Raw genomic sequence first — 15,148 nt, forward strand, 5'->3', positions numbered from 1 at the left:
CTCGCGAGCAGACGTAAAACTGTCGATTTCGCCCACAAATCGACAGTTTTACGTCTCCTCACGGAGGGAACTCAGGCGGGCTTGAGCCAGAGCGCCGACAGCGGCGGCAGGACCAGGACGGCGGAGGCGGGACGGCCGTGCCAGGGCTCGTCGGTGGCCTCGACCGCGCCCATGTTGCCCGCGCCGGCGCCGTGATAGACGGTCGCGTCGGTGTTCAGCAGCTCCTGCCACGTCCCGGCGTGCGGCAGGCCCAGCCGGTACTGCGAGTGCTCGCTGCCGGAGAAGTTGAAGACGCAGGCGATCGCCGACCCGTCGTCACCGAACCGCAGGAAGCTCAGCACGTTGTTGTTGGAGTCGTTGGCATCGATCCAGGAGTAGCCCTCAGGGCTGCTGTCGCGGGACCACAGCGCGCGGTTGTCCCGGTAGATGCCGTTGATGTCCCGCACCAACTGTTGCACACCGACGGAGAAGCTGTGCTCGCCGAGCTGGAACCAGTCGAGCCCGCGTTCCTCGGACCATTCGGCGCGCTGGCCGAATTCCTGTCCCATGAACAGCAATTGCTTGCCCGGGTGCGCCCACTGGTAGGCCAGCAGCTGACGGAGGCCGGCCGCCTTGGCGTGGTCGCCGCCGGGCATCCGGGTCCACAGTGTGCCCTTGCCGTGCACGACTTCGTCGTGACTGATCGGTAGGACGTAGTGCTCGCTATAGGCGTACAGCATCGAGAACGTCATCTCGTGGTGGTGGTAGCTGCGGTGCACCGGATCGTGGCTGATGTAGTCCAGGGTGTCGTTCATCCACCCCATGTTCCACTTCATCGAGAAGCCAAGGCCGCCAAGGTTTGTCGGGCGGGTGACGCCGGGCCACGAGGTCGATTCCTCGGCGATGGTGACGATGCCGGGGACCAGCTTGTGGACGGTGGCGTTCATCTCCTGCAGGAACTGCACCGCCTCCAGGTTCTCCCGGCCGCCGTAGATGTTGGGAGTCCAACCGCCCTCGGGGCGCGAGTAGTCCAGGTACAGCATGGAGGCGACGGCGTCGACGCGGAGACCGTCGACGTGGAACTCCTCGAGCCAGTACAGCGCGTTGGCGACCAGGAAGTTGCGGACCTCGTTGCGGCCGAAGTCGAAAACGTAGGTGCCCCAGTCGAGTTGCTCGCCACGGCGGGGGTCGGCGTGTTCGTACAGCGGTGTGCCGTCGAAACGGCCCAGCGCCCACGAGTCCTTGGGGAAGTGTGCCGGCACCCAGTCGACGATGACGCCGATGCCGGCCTGGTGCAGCGTGTCGACCAGATACCGGAAGTCGTCGGGAGTGCCGAGCCGTGACGTCGGCGCGTAGTACGACGTCACCTGATATCCCCACGACCCGCCGAACGGGTGCTCGGCCACGGGGAGCAGCTCGACGTGTGTGAAGCCCTGTGCCACCACGTATTCGGTGAGGTCGACGGCCAGTTCGCGGTAGCTCAGCCCCGGGCGCCAGGACATCAGGTGCACCTCGTAGGTGCTCATGGGCTCGAAGATCGGATTGAGCTCGGCGCGGGCGGCCATCCAGGCGTCGTCCTGCCAGACATGGGAGCTGACAAAGGTTTTCGACGCGGTGAGCGGCGGCACCTCGGTGCTGAAGGCCATCGGGTCGGCGCGATCGCTGACGGCGCCGTTGCCGCCGTGGATGCGGAACTTGTACAGGCTGCCGACTTCGAATCCGGGCCAGAACAGCTCCCACACCCCGGACGAGCCCAGCGCCCGCATCGGGGCCTCGCTGCCATCCCAATGGTTGAAGTCGCCGATCAGGTTGACTCCCTTGGCGTTCGGCGCCCACACCGCGAACGAGAAGCCCTCCACCACACCGTCGGGTGTCTTGAACGAACGAGGCTGTGCGCCAAGGATTTCCCACAGCCGCTCGTGCCGGCCCTCGGCCAGCAGGTGCAGGTCCATGTCGCCGAGCGTCGGCAGGAAGCGGTACGGGTCGGCCGTCGTGTGCACGACGTCGCCGGAGTACTCGACCTCGAACCGGTAGTCGGCCAGGTTGTTGAACGGCACCTCGACCGCGAACAGCCCGCCCTCGATGGCTTCCATCGGGTAGCGCTTCTTGCCGATCAGCGCCGTGACCCCCGTGGCGTGCGGCCGGAGTGCCCGGATGACCGTGCTCTTGCCGTACTCGTGCGCGCCCAGGATGGAATGCGGGTCGTGGTGCTCGCCGGCCAGCAGCCGGGCCACGTCGGCGGCGGGTGGACGGAGATGGCTCGTCACGGTTGTCTCCGTAGGAGAGTCAGCCGCTTGTCGTACGGGATTTGCGGCATGTTCAGTATGTGCGCTACCGCTTTGCCCGGGTCCAGTCGCACGTAATTTGCTGCGCCCCATTGATATTCCTCACCGGTGATCTCGTCTCGTACCCAGAACCGGTCGTGGTCCTCCATGCCGAGGGCACCCATGTCCAGCCAGAGCGTTGCCTGCTCGGGACCGAATGGGTTCAGCGTCAGCACCACGAGGACGGTGTCGCCGGTAACGGGGTCGAACTTGCTGTATGCCAACAACGCCTCGTTGTCGACGTGATGGAACTTGATGGTCCGTAATTGGCTCAACGCCGGATGCACGCGCCGAATCTCGTTGAGCCGCGTCAGCAGCGGCTCCAGAGACCGACCGCCGGCCAGCGCCGCCTCGAAGTCCCGTGGCCGCAGCTGGTACTTCTCGGAGTCCAGGTACTCCTCGCTGCCCTCGCGCACGGCCTGGTGCTCGAACAGCTCGTAGCCGGAGTAGACGCCCCACGACGAACTCAGCGTGGCCGCCAACACCGCGCGGATCGCGAACATCCCCGGGCCACCATGCTGCAGGCTGGCATGCAGGATGTCGGGGGTGTTGACGAACAGGTTGGGCCGGTAGAAGTCGGCGTACTTGGCGATCTCCTGGCCGAACTCGGTGATCTCCCACTTGGCGGTGCGCCATGTGAAGTACGTGTACGACTGCGTGAAGCCCAGTTTCGCGAGTCCGTAGAGCCGCGCCGGGCGGGTGAATGCCTCCGACAGGAACAGTACGTCCGGATCGATGTTCTTGGCCTGGCCGATGAGCCAGGCCCAGAAGTTCGCGGGCTTGGTGTGCGGGTTGTCGACCCGGAAGATCTTGACGCCGTGCGACATCCAGAACTTGACGACGCGCAGCACCTCGTCGTAGAGGCCCGCCGGGTCGTTGTCGAAGTTCAGTGGATAGATGTCCTGGTACTTCTTCGGCGGATTCTCGGCGTACGCAATGGTGCCGTCGGGCAACACGGTGAACCACTCGGGATGGTCCTTGGCCCACGGGTGATCCGGCGCGCATTGCAGCGCCAGGTCGAGCGCCACCTCGAGCCCGTTTTCGCGGGCCGCGGCGACCATGTCGTCGAACTCGTCGATGGTGCCAAGGTCCGGGTGCACCGCGTCGTGCCCGCCTTCGTCACTGCCGATGGCCCACGGGGAGCCGACGTCGCCGGGCGCGGCGGTCACGTTGTTGTTCGGGCCCTTGCGGTGCACCTTGCCGATCGGGTGCACCGGTGGCAGGTACAGGACGTCGAAACCCATTGCGGCAACGCGCGGGATGGCCTTCGCGGTTGTGGAGAACGTGCCGTGCACCGGCTTGCCGTCGGCATCCCAGCCGCCGGTGGACCGGGGGAAGAGCTCGTACCAGGCGCTGAACCGGGCCCGGGGCCTGTCGACCCAGATGCCGTATTGCTCACCGCGCGTGACCAATTCGCGCAACGGGTACTTGCGCAGCAGGTCTGTCACGTCCGGCGCCAGCGCCGCGCCGGCACGGATGTACGGGTCGCCCGGTTCCCGGAGCCGCCGCGCGGCGGCGAGCAGCGGGGCGCGGTCGTCCTGGGGGACGGCCGTGGCGGCGCGCTCCAGCAGCCCCGCGCCGACCAACAGGTCGTTCGACAGCTCGGCCTCGCTCTGGCCGGCGTCGAGTTTGGCGGTGATGGCGTGCCGCCAGGTCGCAATGGGGTCGCCCCAGCCGTCGACCCGGTACGTCCACAGCCCGACGCTGTCCGGCGTGAACTGACCGTGGAAGACGTCGGGCGTGAAGCCCGGGGCCATGGGCAGCCGGGTCGGCTTGACCTTGGCCCGTGGTGGGGCCGGCGTCGGCGTCGCACCCGGCGGGGTCTCGGCGAGCTGCGGGTAGAGGGGGCCGTGGTAGCGCACCACCAGCGTTGCGGCGACCGCGTCGTGGCCTTCGCGCCACACGGTCGCGCTGATCGGAACCACTTCGCCGACCACGGCCTTGGCGGGGTATCGGCCTGCGGACACCACTGGTGCGACGTCGTCGATCTCGATCCGACCGGCCACCAAATCACTCCTTACCCGGGACTACGGGATTACCCATACCCACCGTAGTAGTCCGTGACACTTGAAGGGCAGTGACCAGTTGGATGGGCAGTTGGGCTGTCACCGAACTGACCCTGCACGTGGAAAAAATGTCAGTAAGGTTGGCTCGTGTGAAAGCCCTTCGCCGGTTCACCGTCCGTGCCCACCTGCCCGAACGTCTCGCCGCCCTGGAGCGGCTATCCATCAACCTGCGCTGGTCCTGGCACACGCCGACTCAGGAGCTGTTCGCGGAGATCGACCCGGTGCTGTGGGAACAGGTCGGCGCCGACCCGGTGGCGTTGCTGGGGGCGGTCAGTCCCGCGCGTCTGGACGAACTGGCGGCAGACGACGACTTCGTCGGCCGGGTGAACCACCGGGCCGCGGATCTGGACAGCTATCTGACCCGGCCGCTGTGGTACCAGGAGCAGGCCGACCTCGCCGAGGACGGTGGCCCCGCGATGCCGAAGGGCATCGCGTACTTCTCCATGGAGTTCGGCGTCGCCGAGGTGCTGCCGAACTACTCGGGCGGTCTGGGCATCCTCGCCGGCGATCACCTCAAGTCGGCGTCGGATCTCGGCCTGCCGCTGATCGCGGTGGGGCTGTACTACCGGTCCGGCTACTTCAAGCAGTCACTGACGGCCGACGGCTGGCAGAACGAGAACTACCCGTCGTTCGATCCGCAGGGCCTGCCGCTGCGGCTGCTGACCGGGGCCGACGGCCAGGCGGTGCTGGTGTCGCTGAACCTGCCGGAATCACAGGTGCTGCGGGCCCGCGTGTGGGTCGCGCAGGTCGGGCGAGTTCCGTTGCTGCTGCTCGATTCCGACATCCCGGAGAACGAGCACGAGCTCCGTTCGGTGACCGACCGCCTGTACGGCGGCGACCAGGAACACCGGATCAAGCAGGAGCTGCTCGCCGGCATCGGCGGCATCCGCGCGATCCGGGCGTTCACCGAGATCGAGGGCATCGAGGCGCCCGAGGTCTACCACATGAACGAGGGCCACGCGGGTTTCCTTGGCGTGGAACGCATTCGGGAATACATCAGCGGGTCGGGACTGGATTTCGAGACCGCGCTGGCGGTGGTCCGGTCGTCGACGGTGTTCACCACGCACACCCCGGTGCCGGCCGGTATCGACCGGTTCCCGGTGGAGATGGTCCGCCGCTACTTCGACGACACCGTCGCTTCGCCGCTGCTGCCCGAGGTGCCGTTGTACCGGGTGGTCGCGTTCGGCGCCGAGGACGACCCCGACAAATTCAACATGGCGCACATGGGCTTACGGCTCGCTCAGCGGGCCAACGGGGTGTCGCTGCTGCACGGCCGGGTCAGCCGCGGCATGTTCAACGAACTGTGGCCCGGCTTCGACCAGGCCGAGGTACCGATCGGCTCCATCACGAACGGCGTGCATGCGCCCACCTGGGCCGCGCCGCAATGGCTCGAATTGGGCCGCGAGTTGGTCGGCGTCGAGGGCATGACGGCCGTCGACCAGGCCGCCGGCGAGCCCCAGCTGTGGCAGCGGTTGCACGACGTCGATCCCGGTCACCTGTGGTGGATCCGGTCCCAGCTGCGCGAGCTGCTCATCGCCGATGTGCGGGCCCGGCTGCGGCGGTCATGGCTCGAACGCGGTGCCACCGAGGCCGAGCTGGGCTGGATCGCAAAGGCTTTCGACCCCTCGGTGCTGACCATCGGCTTCGCCCGCCGAGTGCCGACCTACAAGCGGCTGACGTTGATGTTGCGTGATCCGGAGCGGCTGGAACAGCTGCTGCTCGATGAGCAGCGGCCGGTGCAGTTGATCGTCGCCGGTAAGTCGCATCCGGCCGACGACGGCGGCAAGGCGCTGATCCAGCAGGTGGTGAAGTTCGCCGACCGGCCCGAGGTGCGGCACCGCATCGCCTTCCTGCCCGACTACGACATGTCGATGGCGCGGCTGCTGTACTGGGGTTGCGATGTGTGGCTCAACAACCCGCTGCGTCCGTTGGAGGCGTGTGGCACGTCGGGCATGAAGAGCGCGCTCAACGGCGGGCTGAACCTGTCGATTCGCGACGGCTGGTGGGATGAGTGGTACGACGGCGAAAACGGTTGGGAAATCCCGACTGCCGACGGCGTCACCGATGAGGCTCGTCGCGACGACCTGGAGGCCGCGGCACTGTACGACCTGATGCAGAACTCGGTGGCGCCGAAGTTCTACGAGCGCAATGAGCACGGCGTCCCGACGCGGTGGGTCGAGATGGTGCGGCACACGCTGCAGTCGCTGGGTCCGAAGGTGCTGGCGTCGCGCATGGTGCGCGACTACACCGAGAAGTACTACGGCCCTGCGGCACAGTCGTTCCGGCGCACGGTAGAGCCGATCGACGGTGTGCCGTTCGGCGCGGCCCGCTCGCTGGCGGCCTATCGCCAGCGGGTGACCGAGGCCTGGCCGAAGATTCAGATCACCGAGGTGGACAGCTACGGTCTGCCGGATACGCCACTGCTGGGTTCCGAGTTGTCGTTGACCGCTACCGTCCAGTTGGCCGGGTTGCGCACCGATGAGGTTGTCGTGCAAGCGGTTCTGGGTCGTGTCGATGCCGGTGACCAGTTGGTGGAGCCGGTGACCGTACCGATGGCGCACACGGGTTCCGGTGAGGGCGGCGTCGAGGTGTTCTCGGCGACCATCCCGCTGCCGGTGGCCGGCCCCGTCGGATACACCGTTCGAGTGTTGCCGCACAACGCGTTACTGGCCGCCGACAACGAGCTCGGGCTGGTCACGCTGGCGTGAGCGCACTGACTGTTGCGGTCGATGGCGGACCGTACGCGCTGGCGGCCGGCCCGGATGGCGCGATGTGGGTGACGTTGGTGTCAGCGGGTGCGGTGGCCCGGATCGATGCCCGGGGCGAGGTGCGGCGCTTCGACGTCGGCACCGACAGCCGGCCGATGCAGATCTGTGCGGGACCCGGCGGAGCCGTGTGGTTCACGTGCTCGGGCACTGACCGGCTGGGCCGGATCACCGGTGACGGCACTCTGTCGTTCGTCGAATTGGACACGGGCAGTGCACCGTTCGGCATCACCGTCGGGCCCGACGACGCGGTGTGGTTCACCGCGATGAGCGCGGGGACCGTCGGCCGGGTGGACGCCGACGGCACGGTCGAGGTGGTAGCCGCGCCCGGCGGGATGCCGTCGATGATCACCGCTGGTGGTGACGGCGCGCTGTGGTTCACGTTGAATCAGAAGTCCGCGATCGGCCGAGTGACGGTCGCCGGCAAGCTCTCGACGCGGCCGACGCCGACACCCTCGGCAGGGCCCGTCGGCATCTGCGCGACCCACGATGATGCGGTGTGGTTCACCGCAATCGGCGCGGACAAGCTGGGCCGCATCCCGCTGAACGACGCCATCCAGGAGCTGGATCTGCCGGGCAAGCCGCACGCGGTGGTCGCCGATGTCGCCGACGGGGTCTGGGCGAGCCTGTGGGGCGCCGACGCGATCGCGCGGGTCAGTGCCGACGGCGAGGTCGCCACGTTCGACCTGCCGCCCGGCAGCGAGCCGCACGGGTTGGCCGTCGATCGTGATGGCGCGCTGTGGGTGGCGCTGGAGTCCGGTTTCGTGGTGCGGTTGCCCGTCTAGGCGGGTGCTCGCGCGATGGTCCTGTCGAACTCGATGTGGTGGCCCTGAAGCCACATCATCGAGCGGCCACCGTCTTTCGCCGCCTGCCGGAACATCACCGGCAGGATCAGGTCGCGTAAGAACCGCCCCACCGGGCCCGCGGCCTTGCTGTTGGCCGAGCGGTGCCCGTGACGGACGATCTTCTCGACCCGGCGCCGGCGCAGCGACTCGAACGTCGTGAATGCCGTAGGAATATCAGGGCAATCACGCAGGCACTGCGCGAGAATCACGGCGTCCTCGACGGACATCGACGCGCCCTGCCCGGCCGATGGTGCGGTGGCGTGGGCGGCGTCGCCGATGATGATCTGGTTGCGGTGGTTGTGCCAACGTTTCACCACCGGCAGGTCGTACGTGGCCCACCCGACCATCGGCCCGGGCGCGGCGTCGATGATGTCGTGCGCCGGCCCGACATCGCCGGACATCAACTGGTGCAGCCAGTTTCGCCAGTCGGCATCGGTCATGTCGGACAATGCGCCGCGTTCCGGCTCGCGGGCCATCGGCGGATTGGCGAACCAGACGGTGCCGCCGTCCGGGGTGGGGAACCAGGCGAAGAAGCAGCGCGTGCCGAACTGCATCCGGAATTCCCACGGCGGGACGTCGACGGTGAAGCCGGGAATGTAGCCGCCGACATTGAGCACCGGCACGTAGCGCGGTGCGCGTGCCGCCGGATCGATGGTGCGGCGAACCGTGGAGTGGATGCCGTCGCATCCGATGAGCAGATCACCGGTCGCGCTGCTGCCGTCGGCGAATCGAGCCTCGACGCGGCCGTCGGAAACCGTTGTCGCGGAGACGAACTCCTTGCCGTAGTTGTAGCGGGCGCCACGTGCCGCGGCCAGCGTGTTGAGTTCGCGGTACAGGTCGGCGCGGCGCATCATGACCGACAGTTGCCCGTCCGGGCGCTGGGCGGCCATCGGGATGCGGCCCAGTTGCTTGCCGGTGCCGGTGAGGAAGCTGATGGTGTCGTTCGGGTAGCCCAGGTTCTCGAGCGGGCCGGCCGCATCGACGGCGCGCAGCGCGTCCATGCCATTGGCCTGGAAGTTCAGCCAGGCCCCGCGCAGGTCGGCGCCGGAGGGGGAGCGTTCGTAGACGTGGGCGTCGATGCCCACCCGTTGCAGTGCGATGGCCAGCACCGGCCCGGCGACTCCGGCGCCGATGATGAGTGCTTCGGTCATGCGTCTTCCTCGGTTGGTGCCCAGATGTCTTGGCAATCAGATAGCTTGATTGTCAAGCAATAGGATGAAAGGTAGGTCGCTCGATTGTCAAGCGAAAATCCGGTGGCCGACCGGTTGGGCGCGGCGGTGCAGGGCTACCAGGCTGCGGTCGACGACTTCGACCGCGAGGTCGCGCGCCTGCTCGGTGTCAACGCAACAGACGCGCGGTGCCTGGAGATTCTGATCCAGGAAGCCGCTGGTGTCACCCCGCGCGAGCTGGCCGACCGGTTGGGCCTCACGACCGGCAGCGCCACGACGATGCTCGACCGCCTGGAGAAGGTCGGCTACGTGACGCGCTCCGCGCACCCTAGTGACCGGCGCAAGCTCCTGGTCCACGCCACCGCCACCGCGCGGGCGCGGGCCTTCGAGTTGATCGACCCGCTCGTGGACGAGGGACGGCGTACGCTGCTGAGCCGCTACAGTGGCGCGCAGCTGGAGTTGATCACCGAATTCCTCACGCGGGCAACTGAATTACAGCGCGAGCACGTCGCGCGGTTGCGGGGGATGTGAGGCTGGGCGCCGGGCTACGAGCTCGGGCGTGTCGGCGCTGTCTGGGACATGTCGCGCCTGGACCCGTCAGCATGTGCTGACAGTGTTACCACATGCTGACGATGTCAGCCAATGCTGACAGGTCCAGACGCGACATGGTGAGGAGAGAGGTCCCGCGGACGGAAGTGGTTCGACCGTAAGCCGGGGCTCGTTGACCGTGTCCGCGTCAGCCGCGGCTCGACGCCAGCGTCGGAGGGGAACCCCGTCAGCTCGACGCGGCCAACCGCTCCAGAGCGCTGCGCACCCGGGCGGGGTCGGTGGTCGACCAGTACGGCGGCAGCGACGACTGCAGGAACCCGCCGTAGCGGGCCGTCGCCATGCGGGAGTCCAGGATGGCGATGACGCCGCGGTCGTTGACGCTACGTAGCAACCGCCCGGCACCCTGCGCCAACAGCAGCGCCGCGTGCGATGCCGCCACGGCCATGAAGCCATTGCCGCCGCGGGCCGCGATGGCCCGCTGCCGCGCGGTCAGCAGCGGATCGTCGGGGCGGGGGAACGGAATTCGGTCGATGATCACCAGGGACAGCGACGGTCCCGGCACGTCGACGCCCTGCCACAACGACAGCGTGCCGAACAACGAGGTTTCGGCGTCGTCGGTGAAGCGGCGCACCAGGGTTGACGTCGAGTCGTCGCCCTGGCAGAGCACGGGGGTGTCGAGGCGCTCGCGCATGATCTCGGCGGCGGCCTTGGCGGCCCGCATCGACGAGAACAGTCCGAGGGTGCGGCCGCCGGCGGCGGTGATCAGTTCGTAGATCTCGTCGAGCTGTTCCTGTGGAGCGGCGTCGCGGCCCGGCGGCGGCAGGTGCTTGGCGACGTAGAGAATGCCCGACTTGGCATGGGAGAAGGGCGATCCCACGTCCATGCCCTTCCATTTCGGTGGCGTCGCGGTACTGTCCTCGGGCGCCGACAGGCCCCACGCCCGGGCCATCGACTCGAAGCGTCCACCGATGGTGAGCGTCGCGGACGTCAGCACCGCGGTCACCTCACCGAACAACCGGCCGCGCAGCAGCCCCGCCACCGACAACGGAGCCACGCGCAGGATGTATCGCACTGAGCCCCTGGACTCGTCGCGATCCAGCCACACCACGTCGTAGCGGTCGGGAATGGCCGGCACAAACGAATCGATGATGCGCGACGTGGTGTCGCTCAGATCGGTCAGTGCGGTGACGGCCTCGCTGCGCGCGGCCGCCGCGGTGGGATCGGACGGCGCGGTGTCGATCGCCATCTTCACCTTGTCCGTCGCATCGCGGACCACCGTCAGGTACGTGGCCAGCTCGTCGTCGAGCACGTCGATGCGGCCCGGTTCCATGTCGTGGATGGCCGAACCCAAGGTGGCGATGGCGGCCTCGAGGCGTTCTGCCAGTTCGGGTTCCACCAACCGGGCGGCCCGCCGGTGCGCCACCGCCATGGACGTGGCGGACAGCTCGCCGGTGGCCACGCTGGTCACGCGGTCCACCAGTTCGTGGGCCTCGTCAACCACCAGCAGTTGGTGCTCGGGCAGGACGTTGACCTCGGAGATGGCGTCGATGGCCAGCAGCGCGTGGTTGGTGACGATGACGTCGACCGCCCCGGCCTTCGCGCGGGCCTTCTCGGCGAAACAGTCTGTGCCGTAAGGGCACCGGGTGGCTCCGATGCATTCGCGCGCGCCGACGCTGACCTGTGACCAGGCCCGGTCCAGGACACCCGGCACCACCTCGTCGCGGTCACCGCTCTCGGTGTCCGACGACCACTCGATGAGCCGCTTGACGTCGCGGCCCAATGCCGATGCGGCGACGGGGTTGAACAGTTCCTCCTGGGGGAGCTCCTCCTCGACGGAGGCACCGCTGTGAACCTTGTTGAGGCACAGGTAATTTCCGCGGCCCTTGAGCAACGCGAACTCGGGACGGCGGGGCAGGTGCGGCGCCAGGGCATCGGCCAGGCGGGGCAGGTCGCGGTCCACCAACTGGCGTTGCAGCGCGATGGTCGCCGTCGACACCACCACCGGCTGATTCGATGCCACGGCGTGCGCGATCGACGGGACCAGGTACGCCAACGACTTTCCGGTACCGGTCCCGGCCTGGACGGCCAGGTGCTCACCCTTGTCGAAGGCGTTGCCGACGGCCTTGGCCATCTCGATCTGGCCGCTGCGTTCGGCGCCGCCGAGGGCGGATACCGCGATGGACAGCAGCGCGGCAACGTCGGTCGTCACGCGCCCACCAGTCGGGTGGGGATGGCGGGCTCGCCGGCGGATAGCTTGAGTCCGTCCCACGGCAGGCTGTGCAGGCCGGCCTCGACGCGCGCGCGGGCGTCGTCCAGCGACGAGTCGTACACGACCGAACCCGACCGGACCAGCGGCACGGTCAGCACCCGGCCGTCTTCCGTGGGAACCGCGTCGGCGGGGTGCACCACTTCCTCGACGATGGTTCCGGACTCCTTCGCCAGCCGCAGGGCCGCCTTGCGGCCGCCGTGAGATTCCTTGTGGCTGCTGCGTTTTGCCACGGGCATGCCGTCGACCTCGACCAGCTTGTAGACCATCGATGCGGTCGGCGCGCCGGAGCCCGTGACCACCGACGTACCCACGCCGTAGACATCGACGGGTGCGGCGGCCAGGCCGGCGATCGAGTACTCGTCGAGGTCGCCGGACACCACGATGCGGGTCTTGGTCGCGCCCAAGCCGTCGAGCTGGTCGCGCACCTGGCGGGCCATGACGCCCAGGTCGCCGGAGTCGATGCGCACCGCGCCGAGCTCGGGCCCGGCCACGGCGACGGCGTTGGCCACACCCTGGGTGATGTCGTAGGTGTCCACCAGCAGCGTGGTCCCGACGCCCAGCGCGTCGACCTGGGCGCGGAACGCGGCAACCTCGTCGGGGCCGCTCGTCGCGGTGTGCACGAGGGTGAACGCGTGCGCGCTGGTGCCCCGCGCGGGGACACCGTAGGTCCGCTGTGCCTCCAGGTTCGACGACGCGAAGAACCCGGCGATGTACGCGGCCCGCGCAGCCGCGACGGCCGCCTGCTCGTGCGTGCGCCGCGAGCCCATCTCGATGAGCGGCCGGCCGCTCGAGGCACTGACCATGCGGGCCGCGGCCGAGGCGATCGCGGTGTCGTGATTGAAGATCGACAGCACCAGGGTCTCGAGGATCACGCACTCGGCGAACGTGCCGTGGATCGACAGCACGGGAGAATCCGGAAAGTACAGCTCACCTTCGGGGTAGCCGTCGATGTCGCCGCGGAACTCGTAGTCGGCCAGCCAGCGCAGCGTCTCGGCATCCAGGAAGTCCAGTGACGCCAGCGCGGCGTCGTCGAACCGGAAGTCGGCGAGGGCCGAGAGGAACCGCGCGGTCCCGGCGACCACGCCGTAACGGCGCCCGAAGGGCAGCCGCCTGGCAAACACTTCGAACGACGCGCGGCGATGCGCGGTGCCGTCGCGCAGGGCGGCAGCGAGCATGGTGAGCTCGTATTTGTCGGTCAGCAACGCGGCGGTCACAGACCTCACCGTACTGGTTCTGCGAGCGGCAACCACCCGGCTATTCTGGGCTCATGGTTCTGGGTGCCCCGGTCGCGCGGACGAGCCCGGCGACTGATGTCGAAGAGGTGGCCGGCCTGGACAGTCCGTGGGTGACCATCGTCTGGGACGACCCGGTGAATTTGATGACCTACGTGACGTACGTCTTCCAGAAGCTGTTCGGTTACAGCGAGGTGCGTGCCACCGAGTTGATGATGCAGGTGCACACCGAGGGCAAGGCCGTCGTCTCGGCGGGCAGCCGGGAGTCGATGGAGGTCGACGTCACCAAACTGCACGCAGCCGGGCTGTGGGCAACCATGCAGCAGGACCACTGAGCGGTGCGCAAGTGGAAGCGGGTCAACACGTCGTCGGGCGTGCGTATCAAGTCGGGTCTGGAAGCGCACGAGGTCACGATGTTGCGCAACCTGGTCGGCTCGCTGATCGAGATGCTCGAGGATCGCGAATCCTCCTCACCGCGTGACGAACTCGCCGAGCTGACGGGCATGAAGATCGGGCCGTCGCAGGCGCCCGACGACGACACCATGCGCCGGCTGCTGCCGGACTTCTACCACGATCCGGCCAAGCACCCGGACGGCCGCGCTGCCGGTGAGAGCCTCAACGGTGCCCTGCGAAGCCTGCACGAACCCACCATCGTCGACGCCAAACGGCAAGCTGCCCAACGGCTTCTGGATTCCCTGCCGAACCCGGCCGGGAAGTTCGAGCTGACCGAGGAGCAGGCTGAGGCCTGGGCCGCCGCGATCAATGACGTCCGTCTGGCTCTCGGCGCCATGCTGGACATCGGACCCGATGGGCCACAACGGCTTTCGCCGGACCATCCGATGGCGGGGCATCTGGAGGTGTACCAGTGGCTGACGTACCTGCAGGAGTACCTGGTGCTGAGTCTGCTGGACGAGCGGTGACGGGCTCCATCACCGACGTCGCCGGCATCCTGGTCGGCAATCACGACCGCATCGAAGACGCCACCCTGGGCAGCGGCTGGGCCACCGGCACCACCGTCGTCCTCGCTCCGCCAGGGACCATCGGGGCGGTCGACGTGCGCGGGGGAGCGCCCGGCACCCGCGAGACCGACCTGCTCGACCCGTCCAACAGCGTGCAGCACGTCGACGCGATCGTCCTCACCGGCGGCAGCGCCTTCGGGCTCGCCGCCGCCGACGGCGTCATGACGTGGCTCGAGGAGCACGACCGCGGTGTGAAGATGCCCGGCGGGCGGGTGCCCATCGTGCCGGGCGCGGTGATCTTCGATCTGCCCGTGGGCGCGTGGGCGAACCGGCCGACGGCGGAGTTCGGCTACGCGGCCGTCGCCAACGCCGGCACCGACGTGCGCACCGGCAACGCGGGTGCGGGGGCCGGAGCGCGGGCCGGGGCGCTCAAGGGCGGTCTCGGCACGGCGTCGGTCACGCTCGACAACGGCGTCACCGTCGGCGCGCTCGTCATCGTCAATGCGGCGGGCCACGTCGTCGACCCGCAGACCGGCCTGCCCTGGGCGGCCGACCAGATCGCGCGTTTCGGGTTACAACCTCCGCCGTCCGACCAGATCGAGGCGTACCGCACGCGGGTCAAAGACCCCAAGCCGCTCAACACGACCATCGCCGTCGTCGCGACCGACGCCGCCCTCAGCCCGGTCGGATGCAAGAAGGTGGCCGTCGCCGCGCACAACGGCCTCGCCCACACCATCCGTCCGGCGCACACCGCCGTCGACGGTGACACCGTCTTCGCGCTCGCGACCGGGCGGGTCCGCATCGAGCCGGACCCCGCCACGCCGGAACAGATGAACCCGGAGACGCGGCTCATCTCCGAGATCGGGGCGGCCGCCGCCGACGCGCTCGCGACCGCCGTGATGGTCGGCGTGCTGGCCGCCGAGTCGATTGCCGATATCCCGACCTACCGCGGCCTGCTGCCGGGAGCCTTCGGATAAGGCGCCGCGCCGGT

11 protein-coding genes are annotated in these 15,148 nt (G+C 68.4%); 6 read left to right on the plus strand and 5 right to left on the minus strand.

The window, feature by feature from the left end:
• Positions 1-71: 71 nt before the first annotated feature.
• Together glgB and ACZ5IQ_RS07210 are read right to left on the minus strand one after the other, a co-directional pair.
• Positions 72-2,246: a 1,4-alpha-glucan branching protein GlgB gene (gene glgB, locus ACZ5IQ_RS07205; RefSeq protein WP_464481023.1), complete on the minus strand. Its 2,175-nt coding sequence runs from the start codon at positions 2,244-2,246 to the stop codon at positions 72-74.
• Complete coding sequence (locus ACZ5IQ_RS07210) at positions 2,243-4,309, minus strand: alpha-1,4-glucan--maltose-1-phosphate maltosyltransferase (RefSeq protein WP_212812482.1); 2,067 nt, start codon at positions 4,307-4,309, stop codon at positions 2,243-2,245. Before ACZ5IQ_RS07210 ends, glgB begins: the two co-directional genes overlap by 4 nt.
• Positions 4,310-4,458: 149 nt before the next feature.
• Here ACZ5IQ_RS07210 and glgP point away from each other — a divergent pair, with 149 nt between their 5' ends.
• Both glgP and ACZ5IQ_RS07220 read left to right on the plus strand, forming a co-directional pair.
• On the plus strand, positions 4,459-7,077 hold the full coding sequence (glgP, locus tag ACZ5IQ_RS07215) for an alpha-glucan family phosphorylase (RefSeq protein WP_464481024.1): 2,619 nt from the start codon (positions 4,459-4,461) through the stop codon (positions 7,075-7,077).
• Positions 7,074-7,919, plus strand: a complete 846-nt coding sequence (locus tag ACZ5IQ_RS07220; RefSeq protein ID WP_464481025.1) for a virginiamycin B lyase family protein — start codon at positions 7,074-7,076, stop codon at positions 7,917-7,919. Before glgP ends, ACZ5IQ_RS07220 begins: the two co-directional genes overlap by 4 nt.
• Here ACZ5IQ_RS07220 and ACZ5IQ_RS07225 read toward each other — a convergent pair.
• Positions 7,916-9,130 carry an FAD-dependent oxidoreductase gene (locus ACZ5IQ_RS07225; protein ID WP_464481026.1) on the minus strand — a complete coding sequence of 405 codons (1,215 nt, stop codon included), beginning with the start codon at positions 9,128-9,130 and terminating at the stop codon, positions 7,916-7,918. The genes ACZ5IQ_RS07220 and ACZ5IQ_RS07225 overlap by 4 nt on opposite strands.
• 102 nt (positions 9,131-9,232) lie before the next feature.
• Between ACZ5IQ_RS07225 and ACZ5IQ_RS07230 the strand changes: the two genes are divergently transcribed.
• Positions 9,233-9,679 carry a MarR family transcriptional regulator gene (locus ACZ5IQ_RS07230; protein ID WP_464481027.1) on the plus strand — a complete coding sequence of 149 codons (447 nt, stop codon included), beginning with the start codon at positions 9,233-9,235 and terminating at the stop codon, positions 9,677-9,679.
• A 244-nt stretch (positions 9,680-9,923) separates the two neighbouring features.
• Here ACZ5IQ_RS07230 and ACZ5IQ_RS07235 read toward each other — a convergent pair whose 3' ends face one another.
• Both ACZ5IQ_RS07235 and ACZ5IQ_RS07240 read right to left on the minus strand, forming a co-directional pair.
• A complete protein-coding gene (locus ACZ5IQ_RS07235; RefSeq protein ID WP_406802733.1) occupies positions 9,924-11,906 on the minus strand; it encodes an ATP-dependent DNA helicase in 1,983 nt (660 codons plus the stop codon).
• Positions 11,903-13,180: a nicotinate phosphoribosyltransferase gene (locus tag ACZ5IQ_RS07240; protein WP_406802732.1), complete on the minus strand. Its 1,278-nt coding sequence runs from the start codon at positions 13,178-13,180 to the stop codon at positions 11,903-11,905. Before ACZ5IQ_RS07240 ends, ACZ5IQ_RS07235 begins: the two co-directional genes overlap by 4 nt.
• A 53-nt stretch (positions 13,181-13,233) precedes the next feature.
• On the opposite strand from ACZ5IQ_RS07240, the gene clpS reads away from it, so the two are divergent.
• Genes clpS through ACZ5IQ_RS07255 form a run of 3 tightly spaced genes read left to right on the plus strand, consistent with a single transcriptional unit; the run spans position 13,234 to position 15,134 of the window.
• Entirely contained in the window at positions 13,234-13,533 is a 300-nt protein-coding gene (gene clpS / locus ACZ5IQ_RS07245) for an ATP-dependent Clp protease adapter ClpS (protein ID WP_212812475.1), read from the plus strand.
• 3 nt (positions 13,534-13,536) lie between these two features.
• A complete protein-coding gene (gene aosR / locus ACZ5IQ_RS07250; RefSeq protein ID WP_212812474.1) occupies positions 13,537-14,118 on the plus strand; it encodes an oxidative stress transcriptional regulator AosR in 582 nt (193 codons plus the stop codon).
• On the plus strand, positions 14,115-15,134 hold the full coding sequence (locus tag ACZ5IQ_RS07255) for a P1 family peptidase (protein ID WP_212812473.1): 1,020 nt from the start codon (positions 14,115-14,117) through the stop codon (positions 15,132-15,134). The genes aosR and ACZ5IQ_RS07255 overlap by 4 nt, the downstream gene beginning before the upstream one ends.
• The last annotated feature ends 14 nt before the right edge of the window (positions 15,135-15,148 follow it).

The sequence above is a fragment of the Mycobacterium toneyamaense genome (assembly GCF_055384815.1).